Raw genomic sequence first — 18,909 nt, forward strand, 5'->3', positions numbered from 1 at the left:
CCGCCATGCCCCCGACCCACGAGGTGTTCAACCAGGCCCCGCCGCTCGGCGACCACGCCGCCGGGGACGATCCCGCGCTCCTGGAGGGGTTGCGGCGCGAGGGGGCGGGGTGGGCCGAGGCCGAGGTGCGCGCGGTCGGCGACGCCGCGGGGTCGGAGCGGGTCCGGGCCTGGGGCGAGTCGGCCAACACCTATCCCCCGGTGCTGCGCACGCACGACCGCTACGGGCACCGGGTGGACGAGGTCGACTACCAGCCCGCCTACCACGTGCTCATGGACCAGGCGGTGGAGCAGGGCCTGCACGCCGCCCCCTGGGCGGACGGGCGCGCGGGCGCGCACGTGGCGCGCGCGGCCAAGTTCTTCCTGTGGTCCCAGCCCGAGGCGGGCCACGGGTGCCCGATCTCGATGACCTACGCGGCCGTTCCCGCGCTGCGCCACGCACCGGAGCTGGCCCGGCGCTACGAACCCCTGCTGACCGCGCGCACGTACGACTTCGGGCTGCGCGCCCCGCACACCAAGAGCGGGCTGCTCGCGGGCATGTCGATGACCGAGAAGCAGGGCGGCTCGGACGTGCGCGCCAACACCACGCGCGCGGTGCCCGCCGCCGAGGGGCACTACCTGCTGACCGGGCACAAGTGGTTCACCTCCGCGCCGATGAGCGACCTGTTCCTCACCCTGGCCCAGGCTCCCGAGGGGCTGACCTGCTTCCTGGTGCCCCGGGTGCTGGAGGACGGCGGCCGCAACGCCCTGCACATCCAGCGGCTCAAGGACAAGCTGGGCAACCGGTCCAACGCCTCGGCGGAGCTGGAGTACGACGGCGCCGTGGCCCACCTGGTCGGCGAGCCGGGCCGGGGGGTGCCCACCATCATCGAGATGGTCAACTGCACCCGGCTGGACTGTGTGATCGGGTCGGCCTCGGGCATGCGCGCCGCGGTGGTGCAGGCGCTGCACCACGCCGAGCACCGCCGGGCCTTCGGCTCGGCCCTGGTCGACCAGCCGCTGATGCGCAACGTGCTCGCCGACCTGGCCCTGGAGTCGGAGGCGGCCACCGCCCTGATGATGCGCCTGGCCGGTGCCGCGGACCGCGCGGTCTCCGGCGACGCGGGCGAGGCGGCCTTCCGCCGCCTGGGAGTGGCGGTGGGCAAGTTCTGGGTGACCAAGCGCCAGCCCGCGCACGCCGCCGAGGCGCTGGAGTGCCTGGGCGGGAACGGTTACGTGGAGGAGTCGGGGATGCCGCGGCTGTTCCGGGACTCCCCGCTCAACTCCATCTGGGAGGGCTCGGGCAACGTGGCTGCGCTGGACGTGCTGCGGGCGATGGGCCGCGACCCGGAGCCGTTGGAGGCCTTCCGGGCCGAGCTCGGCGCGGCCGGAGGCGTGGACAGGCACTACGACGCGGCGGTCAAGCGCCTGGAGCAGGTCCTGGCCGACCCGGACGGGGCCCAGTACCGGGCGCGGTCGGTGGTGGAGCTGATGGCGCTCACCCTGCAGGCGTCGGTGCTGCTGCGGCACGCGCCCCACCCCGTGGCCGAGGCCTTCACCGCCTCCCGGCTGGGCGGGGAGTGGGGGCACGTGTTCGGCACCCTGCCGCGGGGCGCGGACACCGGGTTGATCCTGGACCGGGCGCGGCCGCGCCGCTGACCGGCGGCGGCTCCCGGCGCGGGGAGGGCCGGTCCGGGGCGCGGGCCCGCCGGTCCCGGTGCGTTCCACCCGTACCCGTGCTGCCGCGACCTCCACTTTCACCACACACGTCATCCTCTTAACCATAATAATTCCAACAAAACCCCCACATTGGGACAGCGGGCGAATGATCATCGGCCAGTTCGGCATACTTCGGCGATCGGAGCGGAAGAAAGAAGGCGTCACAAAACACGACCGCACGCTTTCGGACGGGAAGCGGGCCGGGTGCCCCGCTCCGACCGGGGAGAGCACCCGGTCCCGCACCCGCTCCCGAGGGCCCCGACCACAAGAGACTGACGACGCCTATGGTGGAAGTCTGGCCCGGTAGTTCCTATCCGCTCGGTGCGACCTATGACGGATCCGGCACCAATTTCTCCCTGTTCTCCGAGGTCGCGGAACGGGTGGAGCTGTGCCTGTTCGACGACGACGGCGAGGAGACCCGGATACCGCTGACCGAATACGACGGATTCGTCTGGCACGGCTACCTCCCCGGTATCGGACCGGGGCAGCAGTACGGGTACCGGGTCCATGGTCCCTACGCTCCCGAGCACGGCCTGCGGTGCAATCCGAACAAACTACTCACCGATCCCTACGCCAAGGCACTGAACGGCAACCTCACCTGGCACGAATCCCTGTTCAGCTACCATTTCGCCGCGCCGGAGCGCAAGAACACCAAGGACAGCGCCCCCTACGTGCCCAAGTGCGTGGTGGTCAGCCCGTTCTTCGACTGGGGCAACGAGTCCAGACCCCGCACCCCCTACCACCGGACGGTGATCTACGAGGCGCACGTACGCGGCCTGACCATGCGCCATCCGGGCATCCCCGAGCACCAGCGGGGCACCTACTCGGGGCTGGCCCACCCGGTGATGATCGACTACCTCACCTCCCTGGGGGTCACGGCGGTCGAACTCATGCCCGTGCACCACTTCGTGCCCGAGCACGCCATGGTGGCCCGCGGCCTGACCAACTACTGGGGGTACAACACCCTGGCCTTCCTGGCGCCGCACAGCGGGTACGCGGCGCGCGGCTCGCGCGGCCAGCAGGTCCAGGAGTTCAAGGCGATGGTGAAGTCGCTGCACGAGGCGGGCATCGAGGTGCTGCTCGACGTGGTGTACAACCACACCGCCGAGGGCGACCACATGGGCCCCACGCTGTCGCTGCGCGGCATCGACAACCTCAGCTACTACCGGGTCAGCGACGAGGACCAGCGCTACTACCTGGACTACACCGGGTGCGGCAACAGCCTCAACGTGCGCCACCCGCACTCGTTGCAGCTGATCATGGACTCACTGCGCTACTGGGTCCTGGAGATGCACGTGGACGGGTTCCGCTTCGACCTGGCCTCGGCGCTGGCCCGGGAGTTCCACGACGTGGACCGGCTGAGCACCTTCTTCGACATCGTCCAGCAGGACCCGGTGATCTCCCAGGTCAAGCTGATCGCCGAACCCTGGGACGTGGGGCCGGGAGGCTACCAGGTGGGCAACTTCCCGCCCCTGTGGACCGAGTGGAACGGCAAGTACCGCGACACCGTGCGCGACTACTGGCGGGGCCAGCCGGTCGTGGGCGAACTGGCCTCGCGCCTGGCCGGGTCCAGCGACCTGTACCAGGACGACGGCCGCCGCCCGGTGGCCTCCATCAACTTCATCACCTGCCACGACGGCTTCACCATGGCCGACCTGGTCTCCTACGACCACAAGCACAACGAGGCCAACGGCGAGGACAACCGGGACGGCACCGACGACAACCGCTCCTGGAACCACGGCGTGGAGGGGCCGACCGAGGACCCGGAGATCATCACGCTGCGCCGCCGCCAGGTGCGCAACTTCCTCACCACCCTGTACCTGTCCCAGGGGGTGGTGATGCTCTCCCACGGCGACGAGGTGGGGCGTACCCAGGGCGGCAACAACAACGCCTACTGCCAGGACAACGAGATCGCCTGGATCGACTGGAAGGGCGCCGGGCTCGGGGAGGACGGGGAGCCCGACAACGACCTGCTGGACTACGTGCGCACACTGGGGCGGCTGCGCCGCGACCACCCGGTCTTCCGGCGCCGCAGGTTCTTCCGGGGCAGCCCGGTGGGGGCCGCGGCCTCCGGCAAGAAGGGGCTGCCCGACATCGTGTGGCTGCGGCCGGACGGCAAGGCGATGTCGGGGGACGACTGGAACTCCACCGGACAGGCCCTGGGCGTGTTCCTCAACGGGGACGCCATCACCGAGCCCGACCCGCGCGGCCGGCGCATCCGGGACAGCTCGTTCCTGCTGCTGCTCAACAGCAGCGCGAACGCGGTGGTCTTCACCGTGCCGGGCACCGAGTACGGGATGGCGTGGGAGACCGTTCTGGACACGGCCGACCCGGACGTGCGGGACCGTCCGTTCGTGGCCGCGTCCGGGCCGGTGCGGGTGATCGACCGTGCGCTGCTGCTCCTGCGGCGGGTCTCGCACCAGCACGCCTCCGCACGCCCCTGAGGGCGTGCCGCGTCCCGGTCGTCCCCGCCGCGGGGCGCCCGGGACGCACCGGCCCGCGCCGCGGATACCCTGTGTGACCATGTCGAGCACCCAGCCCGGCGGCGCGGCCGCCGCCCCCCTCCCCTTCCGCGCACTGCTGCCCCCGCCGGGCGGCGCGGACGCGGACCTGCCCGCCGCCTACGCCTACCCCGCGCCCCTGGACCGGCCCTGGGTGCGCGCCAACATGGTGGCCAGCGCCGACGGCGGTGCCATCGGCCCCTCGGGGCGCAGCCGGGACCTGTCCTCGGCCTCCGACCGCAGGGTGATGGGGGTGCTGCGCGGCCTGTGCGACGTGGTGCTGGTGGGTGCGGCCACCGCGCGCCTGGAGGGGTACGGCCCGGTCCGCGCACGCCCGAGCTGGGAACGGCTGCGCGCGGGACGGCCGGCCACCCCCGCCGTCGCGGTGGTCTCCCGTTCGCTCGACCTGCCCCCGGCTCTGCTGGCCGAGGCGCCCGAACACGCGCGCACCCTGGTCTTCACCACGGACCGCTCCCCCGCCGGGCGCCGCCGCGAGGTAGCCCGGCACGCCGACCTCGTCGTGGTCCGGGGGGCCTCGGTGACCCCCGCGCACGTGGTGGAGGGTCTGGCCGAACGCGGCTTGTACCGGGTCCTGACCGAGGGCGGCCCGGTCCTGCTGGCGGAGTTCGTGGCGGCGGGACTGCTGGACGAGCTGTGCCTGACGGTGAGCCCGTGGCTGCTGGGCGCGGGGGCACCGCGCATCGTCACGGGCGGCCCCGGCGCGCCGGAGGGCCCGGCCGGCGCCCAGAGCACACCCGTGCGGATGGCACACCTGCTGGAGGCCGAGGGCAACCTGTTCGCGCGTTACGTCAGGGGATAGCGCGCCTGCGGAGGTCGCGCTGGTAACCGGTCGGTTTCGGCCACCCCGCAACAAGGCATGAACCGTCCCGCAACCGGACATACCCGAAGTGTGCCATCCACTGGAAACACCCCCACTGGACCCAGGACACACCGCATTGACGGGGCTTACCGGCTTGGCCCCCCGGCCGAGAGGATGAAAGTGGTGCCGACGTCCGAAAACGGATCCCCTCCGGTCTATCGCGAGATAGCCGAGGAACTACGCGGACAGATCCGCTCCGGACGGTACGCCGACGGCGACCGCCTGCCCGGGGAGAACGCCCTCATGCAACGCCACGGCGTCGCGCGGGCGACGGCGAGGCAGGCACTCTCCGTACTGATCAACGAGGGCCTGGCCGTGGCCGTGCGCGGCTCGGGCGTCTACGTGCGCCTGTTCCGCCCCGTGCGAAGGCACGGGGCCCGCCGCCTGTCCAAGGAGCTGTGGGGCGACGGGCGCGCGATCTGGGAGACCGACGCCGAGGACCGGGAGTACGAGGTGGACCGCCTGCGCGTGGACGAGGCGGTTCCCGACGAGCACGTCGCGCGCGCGCTGGAACTGGCCGAGGGGGCGGGCGTGGTCCGGCGCTCGCGCCGCTACCTGGTGGACGGCAGGCCGGTGCAGAGCGCGGTCTCGCACGTGCCCCTGGGCGTCCTGGAGGGAGCCGGGGACGCCGCGGCCGCCCTGAGCATCCGGGCGCACGACAGCGGCCCCGGCGGCATCTACGCGCGCCTGGCCGAACTGGGGCAGGCACCGGCCCACTTCACGGAGGAGGTCCGGGTGCGCATGCCCACCCCGGAGGAGAACGAGGAGCTGGAGCTGTCGGCCGGGACCCCGGTGCTGGAGGTGGCGCGCACCGCGCTGACCGCCGAGCACCGGCCGGTGGAGTTCAACGAGATCACCATGGACGGCTCGGCGTACGTGCTGCGCTACGACTTCGAGGCCTGAACGCAGGGGACCCCGCACACGGAGAGGGGCGCCGCACGCGGCGCCCCTCCCCCTCGCAATCCTCAGCTACGGCCTCGTCTGGAGGCGAACACCAGGTACGCCAACGGTAGGAGCACGAGTCCCACCGCGAGCGCTCCCGCGGCGACGAAGGGCAGGGAACCCGACGCGGTCATCGCCCACCGCGCCATACCGAACCCAAGGACGACGGACACCGCCAGCGCGCACACGGCCACGGCCGCGGCGAGGAGGAGCAGTGTCTGGTCGTTCAGGGGAGCGGGTCTGGCACGGTCGATCCGGACGACCGTGGCGCGGACGCTGAGCTCGGCGGCCCAGCGCAGCTCACGGCCGACCGTGGCCGCGGCGGCCGCCGCGGCCAGCGCCCGCGACCGCGTCCCCGCGGTGGCCTGGTCCAGCCACCACAGTCCGTATCGGATCCTGCCCACGCGCAGCGGTCGTCTGCCTACTCCGAGTGCCTGTTGCGCTGTAACAGCCATGTCACCCGCCTCACATGCACCGTTCGACCACTGGCCCTGGTTACAGCCGTACCCGCCACTTTCCTTACCGAACGTCGTCAAAGGCGAAGTTAGTGGTATGTGACCGCGAAGCAGGGCGTACCTGTCGCACACGTCATAGCGGATGTTCCGCCACGACGGGGAACGAGGCGGCGTCCGACGCCGATTCGGGGTAGCGTCGTCCCATGGCGAACTCAGCGGACAGGGGCCCGAGCGCCGGCGCCGGGCCCGAGGGCATTCCCCAGACCGACCAGGAGTGGCGCGCCAAGCTCAACTCCCAGGAGTACGCGGTGCTGCGCGAGGCGGCCACCGAACGCCCCTGGACCGGCGCCTACGTGGACACCAAGACCACCGGGGTCTACCGCTGCCGCGGCTGCGGGACCGAGCTGTTCCGCTCCGACGAGAAGTTCGACTCCCACTGCGGGTGGCCCAGCTTCTACGACCCGGCCGGGTCCGACGCCGTCACCCTGCACGAGGACCGCTCCCTGGGGATGGTGCGCACCGAGGTGCGGTGCGCCACCTGCGACTCCCACCTGGGCCACGTCTTCTACGGCGAGGGGTACGCCACCCCCACCGACGCGCGGTACTGCATCAACTCCGTGGCCCTGACCCTGGAGCCCACGGAGTAGGTGTCATACGATCCTGGTTCCGGGCGCGCGGCCGAACCCGCCGTCGGGGCCGTGGCCCGCCCGTGGCGGGATCAGGGATAATCGCATCCAGCGCGCCAACGGCCGGCTTCCTCGTCGGCCCGCGGAGCGCGGCGCGCAGGCGCCGACCCGCCCGTTCCGCCAGCCGACCCGGCAGCGGCCCGGGCCGCCCCCTCACAGCGGCCACCGATGTGCGGGCGAACCGACAAACCCGCGACGAAAGCGCCCGATGACCGACGACTCACCTTTCTCATCCGCCTCCCATCGCCCCGCGGCACGGCCCCGCTGGGGCATGGCGCAGGGCTCGGCCCCCTGGCTGCTGCCCGTGCTGGGGGCCGCCGGAGCCGCCGTCCTGGCCGCCCGCGGCTCCCGGACCCGCACGGCGCTCGCTGTTCCGGCGATCGCCCTGGCGGCGGGGATGACCTGGTTCTTCCGCGACCCCGAGCGGGGTCCGGCGACCGGGCGGGTGCTGTCCGCGGCCGACGGCGTCGTGCAGAGCCTCGACCCCCAGCCCGACGGGCGTACCCGGGTCGCGGTGTTCATGAACCCCCTCAACGTGCACGTCAACCGTGCCCCCCTCGCCGGCGTGGTGACAGGCGTCGAGCACCGTCCGGGCGGTTTCCGCCCCGCATTCGACAAGGACAGCGAGCGTAATGAACGCGTCATCTGGACCCTTGAAACCGAGATCGGTGCGATCACGGTCGTTCAAATCGCCGGCGCGATGGTCAGGCGTATCGTCCCGTATCTCGCTGCGGGGCAGAAGGTCGAGCAAGGCGAGAGGATCGGGCTCATCCGGTTCGGCTCACGGGTCGACGTCTACCTTCCGCCCGGTATCACCCCGGCGGTGGAGGTCGGCCAGAAGGTCCGGGCCGGAGAAACCCGCCTTGACGCCGACTGAGGCGGCCGTGGCGGCCGAGGGGCTCCCCGCGGCCGCCACGGCCCAGCCCCGGCCGCGCCTGGGTCTGGCCGACTACCTGACGCTCGGCAACGCCCTGTGCGGCTTCCTCGCAGTGTGGGCGCTGGTGGTGGCCCAGTCCGCGCACACGGCGGCCGGCGCCGCCGGCCCGCTGCCGCGCAGCGCCATGGCCACGGTCGTGGGCCTGATGCTGGTCGCCGCCGCGCTGGACGTGCTCGACGGCCGGGTGGCCCGCAGGCTGGGCGGCAGCGGCATGGGCGCGGAGCTGGACAACCTGGCCGACGTGATCAGCTTCGGGTTCGCCCCGGCGTTCTTCTTCGTCGTGTGGAGCACCCAGTCCTCCGGCGCCGGGGTCCTCCAGGTGGCGGCGGGCGGCGCGGTGCTGCTGGCGGTCATCGTGCGCCTGGCCCGGTTCTCGTGCCAGGCGGCGGACGCGACCCACTTCAGCGGCCTGCCCTGCCCCTTCGGCGCCATGGCCGTGGTGACGGTGGTCCTGCTGGATCCGCCGCCGATGGCGGGGGTGGCCGCGGTGCTGCTCATCGCCTGGCTGATGGTGAGCCGGATGGAGTACCCCAAACCGCGCGGCGGCAAGGCCTACGCGGTGCTGGGCCTGCTGGCGGTCGGAGTCGCCCTGATGGCGGCCTGGGGCATGGGACTGCCCGCGGGCCAGACGCTCATCTACCTGATGAGCTCGGTGATGCTGCTGTTCATCGTCCTGGTCCCGCTCCGCCGGATGTCGCGGGCCGCCGACCGCGGCGCCCGCGTCCCCTAGGACGGGCACCGGCCACGCACGAGCCGCGGGCCCCCTCCTCCGCGGAGGAGGGGGCCCGCGGCCGTTTCCGGCCCGTGGGCCCGCCGCCGGGGCGCCGGACCGGCGCGCCCTCCCGGCTGACGGGTTGCTGAGGGGTTAGGGCAGGGAGTCGACCAGCTCGGCGACGCTCTTGCGGCGGCCGGTGTAGAAGGGGACCTCCTCGCGGGTGTGCAGCCGGGCCCTGGCGCCGCGCAGGTGGCGCATCAGGTCCACGATGCGGTGCAGCTCGTCGGCCTCGAAGGCGAGCAGCCACTCGTAGTCGTTGAGTCCGAAGGAGGACACCGTGTTGGCGCGCACGTCCGGGTAGGGGGCGGCCATGCGGCCGTGCTCGGCGAGCATGGCGCGGCGCTCCTCGTCGGGCAGCAGGTACCACTCGTAGGAGCGCACGAACGGGTACACGCACAGGTGCCCGCGGGGCTCCTCCCCGGCCAGGAAGGCGGGCACGTGGCCGCGGTTGAACTCGGCGGGGCGGTGCAGGCCCACGACCGACCACACCGGGGTGCTGGCCCGGCCGACCTGGGTGCGGCGGAAGGCCGTGTAGAGGTCCTGGACCTGCTCGGGGGTCTGTCCCACCCACCAGAACATGATGTCGGCGTCGGCGCGGAAGCCCTGGACGTCGTAGCCGCCCCGGGTGACCACGCCCTGTTCGGCGGCCTTGTCGAAGAGGGTGGCCAGCTCGTCGGCCGCGGCGGCACGGTCGATCCCGTCGAGGCGCTCGACCTTGAAGACCGCCCACATGGTGTAGCGGATGAGGGAGTTGAGGTCGGTGCCGTCCTGGTCGACGGCTTCGTTGTACTGGCCCGTCACGGGTTGACTCCTTGCTGGTTCGTTCCGGCGCTCTCGTCCGCGCCGGTGGTGGAACTGTTGGTGCCGAGGGTGCCGAGGAGGCGCTCGGCCTCCTGGGCCGCGTCGGCGATGCAGGCGGGGATGCCCACACCGCCGTAGACGGCGCCGCACACCCCCAGGCCCGGATGGCGCGCCACGTCGGCGCGCACGCGGCCCACGAGGTCGGCGTGGCCCACGGCGTACTGGGGCAGGCCGTCGGTCCACCGGGTGACCCGGGTCTCCAGCGGGGTGCCGGACATACCGGTGACCATGCCGAGGTCGCGCACGGCGGTGGCGACGAGCTCCTCGTCGGAGCGCTCCAGGACCTTCTCCTCGCCGACCCGGCCGATGGAGCAGCGCAGCACCACCAGGTCGTCGCCGGGGTGGGCCCGGGCCAGCTCCTCGGCCAGCCAGGGCCACTTGTTGCTGGAGAAGGTGGCGGCCTTGACGGTGAGCCCCTCCCCCGCCGGAACCAGGAAGCCGGTGCCGGTGAGCGGCGCGGGGAAGGCGGAGGCGGGCAGGGCCAGGGTCACCAGGGCCATGCTGGCGTACTCGACGCCGCGCAGGTCGCGGGCGGCTCCGGGGGCGTGGTCGGCGAGCAGGCGGGCGGCCTCGGGGGCGGGGCAGGCCAGCAGGACGGCGTCGCAGGAGAGGCGCTCGTCGCTGTCCAGCTGCACCCGCCAGCCCTCGGGCAGGCGTCGCAGGGCGCGCACGCGGCTGCCCACGCGCAGGCTGTCGGCGTGGCGCGCGGCCAGCGCGTCGACGAGCCCGGCCACGCCGCCGCGCAGGGAGGCGAAGACCGGTCCGGCGGCGGTGGGAGCGGCCCCCCCGCCCCGGAGGCTGGCGCGCACGGCGAGCGTCAGCGAGCGGTCGCGGCGGGCCAGGGGCGCGATCTGCGGCAGTGCGGAGTCCAGGGAGAGCCGGTCGGCCCGGCCCGCGTAGACGCCGCCGAGGAGCGGTTCGACGAGGCGGTCCACGACCTCGGCCCCCATCCGGGCGCCCACGTAGTCGGCCACGGACACGTCACCGCGCACGGGGGTGCGCGGGAGCACCAGGTCCAGTCCGGCGCGCAGGGCCCCCGCCGGGGAGAGCACCCCGCTGCGGGCGAGCGCGCGCAGGTCGCCGGGGATCCCCATGAGCTGGCCCGTGGGCAGGGGGCGCACCCGTCCGCGGCTGTAGACGGCGGCGGCGCCGGGACCGGGGTGCACCACCCGGTCGGCCAGGCCGAGCTCCCGGAACAGGTCGACCGCCTCGGGGCGGCGGGCGAGCACCGCCTCGGCGCCCGCGTCGACGGGCACTCCGGCCACCCGGGAGGCGCTCAGTTTGCCGCCCGGGGAGTCGGCGGCCTCCACCACGGTGACGGTGGCGCCCCGACCGGCGAGACGGTGCGCGGCGGTGAGTCCGGAGACCCCTCCCCCGACCACGACGACGTGCGGTGCTTCAGCCATGTCCTTAGCTTCCCAGATGACCTGGGTCACCGTGATCCGCCGTCCCGTTCGGCGCCGGGTGATGCGGGTCGCGTCGGCGTGCCGCGGCCCGGGACCGCGGCCTGCGGCGCGGACCGGCGGGGGCCGGGGCGGATCGACGCCGTTGCCCGGTCGTTACGCCGGACCCGAAACGGCCCCGGCCGGGAGTGCGTCCAAGGAACATGGTTACTCCAGCGTTTCCCCCGGCGCGCCGTGCCGCCGGGGTGGTGTTCTCCGTGGTCCTGGCGGCCCTGGCGGCCACGGCCTGTGGCTCCTCCCCCCAGTCCGGCGGTGCGGCGGACTCCTCCGCCGAGGTCACCGCACCCGCCCCCGACGGGAGAGAGCGGTTCGGTGCCGCCGAGGACGGCGCGGCCGACGAGGAGGCCGCGACCGAGGAGGTCCCGGGCTCCTCCGTCGGCTCCTCCCTCAGCCCGGAGGCGGCGGCGGACGACCGGCAGCTGATCCACACCGCCGACATGACGGTGCGGGTCGCGGACGTCCCCGAGGCGGTCGAGCGCGCCAAGGACCTGGCCTTCGACGCCGGCGGCTACGTCGCCCACGAGACGGTCTCGACCCCCAGGGGCGGGACGCCGGAGGGGTCGCTGACCCTGCGCATCCCCAGCGACGGCTACGAGGAGGCGTTGGACGGCCTCACGGAGCTGGGCGACCGGTCGGACCTGCGGCGCTCGGTCGAGGACGTCACCGAGGAGGTGGCCGACGTCGAGAGCCGCATCACCTCGTCCGAGGCCGCCCTGGAGACCCTGCGGGGATACCTGGAGGAGGCCGAGGACGTCGACGACCTGCTGCGGGTGGAGAGCGAGATCCAGACCCGGCAGTCGGAGCTGGAGGCCTACCAGGCGCGCCTGGAGGCGCTGCGCGACCAGACCTCCTACTCCACGGTGCACCTGACCCTGATGCCTCCGCAGACGTACGTGGAGGAGCCCGCGGAGGACTCCATCGGGTTCCTCGGCGGCCTGGAGCGGGGCTGGCGGGCCCTGGTCTCGCTGGGCGAGGGCATCGCCGTGGTCGTGGGCTGGCTGCTGCCCTTCCTGGCGGTCGCCGCGGTCCTGGCCGCGGGGCCGCTGTGGTGGTACCTCCGCCGCCGGCGTGCGGCCGGGACGGGCGGGGACCGGCCGGGCGGCTCCGCGGCGGCGGACGACGGCGGCTCCGCGGACGGGCCCGGTCCCGGTGGGGGCTCCGAGCCCGGCGGTGGTTCCGGCCCGGGTGAGGGCTCCGGCGGATCCGGTGACGGCGCGGCCGTGGCCGGGGGCACGCCCGGGGAGGAGGCCCGCGGCGGGGAGGTCGCGCCCGGCGGGGAGTCCCCCCGGGGCGGGGGCTGAGCGCGCGTCGGCGTCCGGCTCAGCGGAGCCGGACGCCGACGGGGGCCGCTGGGCCGTGGACGACCGCCTCAGCTGGCGGTCTCCTCGTGCACGAACTCGGTGAGCCGCTGGAGCACGTCCGGGTCGGTGGACGGCAGCACGCCGTGCCCCAGGTTGAAGACGTGCCCGTCGGCGGCCCGGCCGCGGGAGAGGATGTCGCGGGTGCGCTCGGCGACGACCTCCCACGGCGCGAAGAGGGTCGCCGGGTCCAGGTTGCCCTGGAGCGCGGTGTTCGGCTGGACGCGCTGGGCCGCCTTGTCCAGCGGCACGCGCCAGTCCACGCCCACGACGTCGGCCCCGGCCTCGCTGAGCAGGCCGAGCAGCTCACCGGTGCCCACGCCGAAGTGGATGCGCGGCACCTCGTAGCCGCTGAGCTGGCCGAAGATCCACGAGGTGTAGGGCAGCACCGAGGCGCGGTAGTCCTCGGCGCTCAGGGCGCCCACCCAGGAGTCGAAGAGCTGGACGGCGCTGGCGCCCGCCTCGATCTGGGTGCGCAGAAAGCCCAGCGTGATGGTGGCCAGGCGGCGCATCAGCTCGTCCCACAGCTCGGGCTCGCCGTACATGAGCGCCTTGGTGTGCTCGTGGTTCTTGGACGGGCCGCCCTCGATGAGGTAGGAGGCCAGGGTGAAGGGCGCGCCCGCGAAGCCGATGAGGGGCCTGTCGCCGAGCTCGCCCACCAGCTGGCCCACGGCCTCGGTCACGTAGGGCAGGTCGTCGGGCTCGATCTCGCGCAGGCGCTTGACACCGGTCGCGTCGCGCACGGGGTCGGCGACCACGGGGCCGACCCCGGGTTTGATGTCCAGGTCGATGCCGATCGCCTTGAGCGGGACCACGATGTCGCTGAAGAAGATCGCGGCGTCGACACCGTAGCGGCGCACCGGCTGCATCGTGATCTCGGTGATCATGTCGGGGCGCGCGCACGCCTCAAGCATGGGCACGTCGGCGCGGACCCGTCGGTACTCGGGCAGGGAGCGCCCGGCCTGGCGCATGAACCACACCGGCGTGTGGGACACGGGAAGGCGCCGGCAGGCGCGGAGGAAGGGAGAATCTTGCAGCGTCACTCCTCGATCGTGCCATGCCCGGGCCCGTGCTCTCACGCGGATCGCCGGATCCGGGAGCCCTCCCCGGGGCCCGGCGGCGGGCGGCGCGGAGCCCGGAGCGCCCCGCCCGGCGGCGGACCGGTCCCAAGATCATCACAAAACACCGACACGCCGGGCGAACTCCGACCAGCGGCCCGTGACTCGTGCCACGGTCGTTGCCGTGCCCACCATCGTGCCTGAGGCGGGGAGGCCCGGCGTGCCCAGGCACCCCCCGCCCAGACGTGATCACCACAGAACGAAGGCTGACGTTTCCACCATGCCCGATGTCGGTAGCGCCGAGGACGCACACGAAACGTTCCGGCGAGCGATCGAGGCCCTGCGCTCACCCCTCCTGCGCCCCGAGATCACCGTCCGGGAGATCCCCGCGCCCCAGCGGCTGGCCCCCCACTCCGCCGCCGTCTCCGCCGAGGTCACCGTGCACGGTGACGAGGTCGCCTGGGGGCGGCTCATCGTCCTGTACGACCCCGAGGGCACCCGCGACTGGCCGGGACCCTTCCGGGTGGTCTGCCAGGTCAACTCCGAACTGGAGTCGGAGATCGCCAGCGACCCGCTGCTCGGACCGGTCGCCTGGAGCTGGCTGACCGACGCCCTGGAGGCCGCGGGCGCCGCGCACCACACCCTCAGCGGCACGGTCACCCGGGCCACCACCGAGGGCTTCGGGACCAAGGCGGACCAGGGCGCCACGACGGAGGTGGAGATACGCGCCTCCTGGACCCCGGAGTCCGAGGACCTGTCCGGGCACGTCAACGCCTGGTCGGCCCTGCTGGCCTCCGCCGCGGGGCTGCCCCCGCTGGACGTCACCGACATCGCCAGACAGCGCTCCCGGCCCTGAGGGGCGGGTCGGGACCGGGCCCGCGACAGTCCGAATCCGCGTTCGGTGGCGACAGCGCATACCGTAGTGGTGTGGCGAACGCGTTGAACTCCAAGACAGAACCCCGCGACACAGGCAACGACGGCGCTGAGAGGGCGCCCCTGCTGCGGGAACCGCGCGAGGGCCTGCCCGAGGTCACCTCCGACGCCGACGCGCTGGCCGGTGTGGTCGCCGCGTTCTCCGCCGGAACCGGCCCCGTGGCCGTGGACGCCGAACGGGCCTCCGGTTACCGCTACGGGCAGCGGGCCTACCTGGTGCAGCTGCGCCGCGAGGGGGCGGGTTCGGCGCTGATCGACCCGATCGCCTGCCCCGACCTGGGCAAGCTGAACGACGCCGTGGACGGGGCCGAGGTGGTGCTGCACGCCGCGCACCAGGACCTGCCCTGCCTGAGCGAGGTCAACCTGCGCCCCCAGCGCCTGTTCGACACCGAGCTGGCCGGACGGCTGCTGGGCTACCAGAGGGTCGGCCTGGGTTTCATGGTGGAGCGGATGCTCGGCATCCGGCTGGCCAAGGAGCACTCGGCCGTGGACTGGTCCCAGCGCCCCCTGCCCGAGGACTGGCTGCGCTACGCCGCGCTGGACGTGGAGATCCTCATCGAGCTGCGCGACGCGCTGGAGGCCGAGCTGGAGGAGGCGGGCAAGCTGGAGTGGGCGCGGGAGGAGTTCGCCTCGGTGCTGGCCGCCCCGCCCAAGGAGCCCCGGCCCGACCCCTGGCGGCGCACCTCGGGCATCCACCGCGTGCGCAACCAGCGCGCCCTGGCCGCCGTGCGCGAGCTGTGGTACGAGCGCGACCGCATCGCCCAGGAACGGGACATCTCACCCGGCCGGGTGCTGCCGGACGCGGCGATCGTGGAGGCGGCGGCGGCCATGCCCCGCACCACGGCGGAGCTGGCCGAGATCCGCCAGTTCGGCATCAAGCTGGCCCGGCGCTACCTGACCACGTGGATCAGGGCCGTCAACCGGGCGCGCGACATGCCCCAGGACGAGCTTCCCCGCCCCAACGCCCCGGGGGACGGCCCCCCGCCGGTGAACCGCTGGGCGGACCGGGCCCCGGAGGCGGCCCGCCGTCTGGAGGCGGCCCGGGCCACGGTGACGGGGATCGCCGAGGACGTCGTGATGCCGACCGAGAACCTGCTGCTGCCGGACACCGTGCGCCGCCTGGCCTGGGCCCCGCCCGCCGACGTGGACGCCGACTCCGTGGGGGCGTTCCTGCGCGAGCGCGGCGCCCGCGAGTGGCAGGTGGCGCTGACCGCGCAGCCCCTGGCTACCGCGCTGCGCGACGCCGATGAATCGTGACTTTTACCCCCATGCGTCACAATCAACCCGGACGTGATTGAACTCACCACCCCACCGGGGCGGTAGACGCCTGTTCCATGGCCCCGTGTCCGATTAAGTTATAGAAACGTGCCCTGATGTTGCAGGGTGCGTGATGGTCCGACGGGTGTGTCACCGCATTTGATTTGCGGTGGGCGATGAGGGAAAAGTGGTGAGTGTGCTGTCGTTCTGGCGTGCGTTGCTGCGCGAGACCGGGCTGGCGGGTGCGACCAGGACCCGCTCGGCCGATACCGACGCGCCCTCGCGCGAGGAGCGTCCCGTACCGCCGGCCCCCGTGGCCGTACCGGAGCCGACACCGGCGTTGTCCACCGAGCCGCTGTCGCTGCCGGAGGAGCGCGAGGAGGCCCGGGTCGCACAGGCCTCCGTCGCACGGGGGTCCCAGCCCCCCGGCCCGGCGGGCGGCGCGCCCGCCCCGGCGCCGACCGCGGGGATGCGGGCCGCCTCGCTGGAGCGGACGCTGCGCTCCCTGGTGGAGCGGCTGGGCACCGAGCACCCGGACACGATCACCGCGCGCAACAACCTGGCCACCAAGTACGCGCAGATGGGCCGCCGCCAGGCCGCCGTGCAGCAGTTCGAGCTGGCCCTGGCCGAGGCGGTGGAGGTCTTCGGCGAGGAGCACCCCCGCACCGAGATCATCCGCGAGAACCTGGCCTGGGCCTACGAGGACGCCGGGCGCCCGGCGGACGCCGCCGGGCAGTGGGAGCTGCTGCTGCGCGAACGCGAGCGCCAGTTCGGCCCGGCCGACGAGGACACGGTGGAGGCGCGGATGCGTCTGGCGGTCTGCTACCGGCGCAGCGGGCGCCTGGACGCGGCCGTGGCGCACTACGAGCGGGCCATCGAGGACGTGTCCTCCACCGAGCGCCGTGAGGAGCTGCGGCTGGGCCTGAGCGCGGCGCAGAGCATGTCGGGGCGCTACGACGACGCGATCGGACAGCTGCGGATGGTGCTGGCCGGGCGGCGCCGCCGGCTGGGCAAGGGCCACCTGGACACGCTGACCGTGCACCACCGGCTGGGCCGCGCCTACACCCAGGCGGGCCGTGGCGAGGAGGCCGTGGAGGTGCTGCGCGAGGCCTACCGGGTGGCGCTGGGCTCCTCCGGAGACCCGGAGGTGCGGCGGCTGACCCTGCGGCTGCGCCGCGACCTGGCCGGGGCCTACAACGCCACTGGCCGCCACCGCGAGGCGAACGCGCTGCTCTGAGCACGCCGACCGCGCGCGGGGCCGGGGATCGCTCCCCGGCCCCGCGGCGTGTCAGGGGGTGTCCGCGGACGCGAGCAGCTGCCCGGCGGCCAGGTCGCGGTAGAGGCCGTCGACCGCCACCAGCTCCGCGTGCGTACCCACGGCGCGCACCCGCCCGGCGTCCATGACCACGATCCGGTCGGCGCTGGTGACCGTGGACAGCCGGTGTGCCACCACCAGGACGTTGGTGTGGCGGGCGGCCTCCAGCATGGCCTCCTTGAGGGCGCCCTCGTTGGCGGCGTCCAGCTGGGAGGTGGCCTCGTCCATGAGCAGCAGCCGGGGCCGGCGCAACAGGGCGCGGGCGATCGCCACGCGCTGGCGCTCTCCCCCCGAGATCGTCACGCCCCGGTGGCCGAGGGTGCTGTCCAGGCCGTGCGGAAGACGGGCGAGCAGGTCCGTCAGGCGGGCGCGGCGCACCACGTCGCGCACCTCCTCCTCACCGGCCCGCGGCGCGGCCATGAGCAGGTTCTCTCGCAGGGTGCCCTCCAGCACCGGCGCGTCCTGCTCCACGTAGCCGATCTGGGCTCGCAGCTCCCCCAGGGGCCAGTCCCGCACGTCGACGCCGTCCACGCGCACGCTTCCCGAGGTGGCGTCGTAGAAGCGCTCAACGAGGGAGAAGACGGTGGTCTTTCCCGCGCCGGAGGGTCCGACCAGCGCGGTGAGCCCGGCCCCTGCGGCCTCGAAGCTGACCCCGTGGTGGACCAGCGGCAGGTCGGACCGGTAGCGGAAGGCGACGTCGTCGAAGACCACCGAGGCGGGGCCGTCGCGGTCCACGTCCGGCGCGGTGCCGCCGCGGGGGTCCTCCTGGTCCAGCTCGGAGACCTCGTCCACGCGCCGCACGGCGGCCAGTCCGGTCTGGAGCTCGGTGGCGGACCTGACCAGGGTGCTGATGGGCTCCATCAGGTAGAAGAGCAGCAACAGGAAGGCGATGAGGGAGGAGACGGCCAACTCCCCGGCGGCCACGCGGCCGCCGCCGACGGCGAGGATGGTCAGGAAGGCGATGTTGACCGCCAGCCAGGTGGCGGTGCCCGACACGGCCGTCCACCCCGCCACCGCCACCCCCCTGCGCCAGGACTCCTCGGCCGCGGCGTCCAGGCGCGCGGTCTCGGCCTCCTCGGCGGAGGAGGCCTTGACGGTACGGAAGGCTCCGAAGACGCGCTCCAGGTGCGAGCCCATCTCCCCGAGCGCCGCCTGGGCGGCCTGGGTGGCGGCGCCGATCCGGGGCAGGACCACGCCCATGAGCAGGCCGACCGCGACGATCATCCCGGCTGCGACCAGGAACAGGAACACGTCGAGCACGACCATGACCGCGATGCCGCCGAGCAGGAGCACGGTGCTCGTGAAGACGTTGGTGACCCCGCTGGTGGCCACGGTGCGCAGCAGAGTGGTGTCGGCGGTCAGCCGGGCGACCAGGTCGCCCGGCTTGAGGCGGTCCACCTCGGCCACCCGCAGCCGGACCAGGGCGCCCACGAGGTTGCGGCGCACCCCGAGCACGACGCTCTGGCCGGTGCGCTCCAGCAGGAAGGCGCCCAGGGCGCCGATGACCGCGCCGCACAGGATGACGCCGGTCAGGGCCAGGACGGGACCGAGAACGGACTCGCCCGCGCCCAGCGCGTCGATGACGTACTTGGCCAGCAGCGGTTGGGCCAGGCTGGTGAGGCCGCCCAGGAAGCTCAGGCCTCCGCCCAGGGCGAGCACGCGCCAGTGGGGTCGGGCGTAGTCCCACAGCCGCCTCAGGGGCGCCCTGGGCGCCGCGCGCAGCACCGCCGTGTGGTCCGCGCCGTCGGGTCCTGCCACCGGGTACCTCCGGTCGTCGTCTTCGCTCGTGGT

16 protein-coding genes are annotated in these 18,909 nt (G+C 73.6%); 11 read left to right on the forward strand and 5 right to left on the reverse strand.

Annotated features, from left to right (window positions below; translation table 11 throughout):
- Window positions 1-5 precede the first annotated feature (5 nt).
- The 4 genes from FYW95_RS07440 (at window position 6) to FYW95_RS07455 (ending at window position 5,981) form a co-directional block, all read left to right on the forward strand.
- Window positions 6-1,637 (forward strand): acyl-CoA dehydrogenase family protein, encoded by a 1,632-nt coding sequence (locus tag FYW95_RS07440; RefSeq protein WP_159943832.1) that lies wholly within the window; start codon window positions 6-8, stop codon window positions 1,635-1,637.
- A gap of 344 nt (window positions 1,638-1,981) precedes the next feature.
- Window positions 1,982-4,141 (forward strand): glycogen debranching protein GlgX, encoded by a 2,160-nt coding sequence (gene glgX, locus FYW95_RS07445; protein WP_160050195.1) that lies wholly within the window; start codon window positions 1,982-1,984, stop codon window positions 4,139-4,141.
- A 79-nt stretch (window positions 4,142-4,220) separates the two neighbouring features.
- The gene (locus FYW95_RS07450; protein WP_159943830.1) at window positions 4,221-5,018 is read left to right on the forward strand and encodes a dihydrofolate reductase family protein; all 798 of its coding nucleotides are present in this window, start codon (window positions 4,221-4,223) and stop codon (window positions 5,016-5,018) included.
- A 174-nt stretch (window positions 5,019-5,192) separates the two neighbouring features.
- Window positions 5,193-5,981 carry a GntR family transcriptional regulator gene (locus tag FYW95_RS07455; protein WP_159943829.1) on the forward strand — a complete coding sequence of 263 codons (789 nt, stop codon included), beginning with the start codon at window positions 5,193-5,195 and terminating at the stop codon, window positions 5,979-5,981.
- A 62-nt stretch (window positions 5,982-6,043) separates the two neighbouring features.
- Here the strand turns inward: FYW95_RS07455 and FYW95_RS07460 are convergent, their stop codons facing one another.
- Window positions 6,044-6,424, reverse strand: coding sequence for a hypothetical protein (locus FYW95_RS07460; protein ID WP_159943828.1), 381 nt, complete (start codon window positions 6,422-6,424; stop codon window positions 6,044-6,046).
- Window positions 6,425-6,678: 254 nt separating this feature from the next.
- Between FYW95_RS07460 and msrB the strand changes: the two genes are divergently transcribed.
- The 3 genes from msrB (at window position 6,679) to FYW95_RS07475 (ending at window position 8,828) form a co-directional block, all read left to right on the forward strand.
- Window positions 6,679-7,122, forward strand: coding sequence for a peptide-methionine (R)-S-oxide reductase MsrB (gene msrB, locus FYW95_RS07465; RefSeq protein WP_159943827.1), 444 nt, complete (start codon window positions 6,679-6,681; stop codon window positions 7,120-7,122).
- Window positions 7,123-7,369: 247 nt separating this feature from the next.
- A complete protein-coding gene (locus FYW95_RS07470) occupies window positions 7,370-8,038 on the forward strand; it encodes a phosphatidylserine decarboxylase (RefSeq protein ID WP_159943826.1) in 669 nt (222 codons plus the stop codon).
- Entirely contained in the window at window positions 8,025-8,828 is an 804-nt protein-coding gene (locus tag FYW95_RS07475; protein ID WP_201294746.1) for a CDP-alcohol phosphatidyltransferase family protein, read from the forward strand. Before FYW95_RS07470 ends, FYW95_RS07475 begins: the two co-directional genes overlap by 14 nt.
- A 135-nt stretch (window positions 8,829-8,963) precedes the next feature.
- Here the strand turns inward: FYW95_RS07475 and hemQ are convergent, their stop codons facing one another.
- On the reverse strand, window positions 8,964-9,674 hold the full coding sequence (gene hemQ, locus FYW95_RS07480) for a hydrogen peroxide-dependent heme synthase (RefSeq protein WP_159943825.1): 711 nt from the start codon (window positions 9,672-9,674) through the stop codon (window positions 8,964-8,966).
- Window positions 9,671-11,140: a protoporphyrinogen oxidase gene (hemG, locus tag FYW95_RS07485; RefSeq protein ID WP_160050196.1), complete on the reverse strand. Its 1,470-nt coding sequence runs from the start codon at window positions 11,138-11,140 to the stop codon at window positions 9,671-9,673. The genes hemQ and hemG overlap by 4 nt, the downstream gene beginning before the upstream one ends.
- Window positions 11,141-11,340: 200 nt before the next feature.
- Here hemG and FYW95_RS07490 point away from each other — a divergent pair, with 200 nt between their 5' ends.
- Window positions 11,341-12,498 (forward strand): DUF4349 domain-containing protein, encoded by a 1,158-nt coding sequence (locus tag FYW95_RS07490; protein WP_160050197.1) that lies wholly within the window; start codon window positions 11,341-11,343, stop codon window positions 12,496-12,498.
- A gap of 68 nt (window positions 12,499-12,566) precedes the next feature.
- Here FYW95_RS07490 and hemE read toward each other — a convergent pair whose 3' ends face one another.
- Complete coding sequence (gene hemE / locus FYW95_RS07495; protein ID WP_159943851.1) at window positions 12,567-13,592, reverse strand: uroporphyrinogen decarboxylase; 1,026 nt, start codon at window positions 13,590-13,592, stop codon at window positions 12,567-12,569.
- A 301-nt stretch (window positions 13,593-13,893) separates the two neighbouring features.
- Here hemE and FYW95_RS07500 point away from each other — a divergent pair, with 301 nt between their 5' ends.
- The 3 genes from FYW95_RS07500 to FYW95_RS07510 all read left to right on the forward strand — a co-directional run bounded on the left by FYW95_RS07500 (window position 13,894) and on the right by FYW95_RS07510 (window position 17,040).
- Window positions 13,894-14,469 carry a DUF3000 domain-containing protein gene (locus FYW95_RS07500; protein ID WP_159943822.1) on the forward strand — a complete coding sequence of 192 codons (576 nt, stop codon included), beginning with the start codon at window positions 13,894-13,896 and terminating at the stop codon, window positions 14,467-14,469.
- Between the two features lie 71 nt (window positions 14,470-14,540).
- A complete protein-coding gene (locus FYW95_RS07505) occupies window positions 14,541-15,803 on the forward strand; it encodes a ribonuclease D (RefSeq protein ID WP_236567908.1) in 1,263 nt (420 codons plus the stop codon).
- A gap of 196 nt (window positions 15,804-15,999) precedes the next feature.
- Window positions 16,000-17,040 (forward strand): tetratricopeptide repeat protein, encoded by a 1,041-nt coding sequence (locus FYW95_RS07510; protein WP_160050229.1) that lies wholly within the window; start codon window positions 16,000-16,002, stop codon window positions 17,038-17,040.
- 51 nt (window positions 17,041-17,091) lie between these two features.
- Here FYW95_RS07510 and FYW95_RS07515 read toward each other — a convergent pair whose 3' ends face one another.
- Complete coding sequence (locus FYW95_RS07515) at window positions 17,092-18,777, reverse strand: ABC transporter ATP-binding protein (protein WP_370463241.1); 1,686 nt, start codon at window positions 18,775-18,777, stop codon at window positions 17,092-17,094.
- Window positions 18,778-18,909 lie beyond the last annotated feature (132 nt).

Origin of the sequence: Nocardiopsis sp. FR4, assembly GCF_009830945.1 — a bacterium.
Lineage (GTDB): Bacteria > Actinomycetota > Actinomycetes > Streptosporangiales > Streptosporangiaceae > Nocardiopsis.

Bases quoted from the DNA above. Each gene is read 5' to 3' on its own strand.
- FYW95_RS07440 (WP_159943832.1), top strand. From the start codon at position 6: ATGCCCCCGACCCACGAGGTGTTCAACCAGGCCCCGCCGCTCGGCGAC.
- glgX (WP_160050195.1), top strand. From the start codon at position 1,982: ATGGTGGAAGTCTGGCCCGGTAGTTCCTATCCGCTCGGTGCGACCTAT.
- FYW95_RS07450 (WP_159943830.1), top strand. From the start codon at position 4,221: ATGTCGAGCACCCAGCCCGGCGGCGCGGCCGCCGCCCCCCTCCCCTTC.
- FYW95_RS07455 (WP_159943829.1), top strand. From the start codon at position 5,193: ATGAAAGTGGTGCCGACGTCCGAAAACGGATCCCCTCCGGTCTATCGC.
- msrB (WP_159943827.1), top strand. From the start codon at position 6,679: ATGGCGAACTCAGCGGACAGGGGCCCGAGCGCCGGCGCCGGGCCCGAG.
- FYW95_RS07470 (WP_159943826.1), top strand. From the start codon at position 7,370: ATGACCGACGACTCACCTTTCTCATCCGCCTCCCATCGCCCCGCGGCA.
- hemG (WP_160050196.1), bottom strand. From the start codon at position 11,140: ATGGCTGAAGCACCGCACGTCGTCGTGGTCGGGGGAGGGGTCTCCGGA.
- FYW95_RS07490 (WP_160050197.1), top strand. From the start codon at position 11,341: ATGGTTACTCCAGCGTTTCCCCCGGCGCGCCGTGCCGCCGGGGTGGTG.
- FYW95_RS07500 (WP_159943822.1), top strand. From the start codon at position 13,894: ATGCCCGATGTCGGTAGCGCCGAGGACGCACACGAAACGTTCCGGCGA.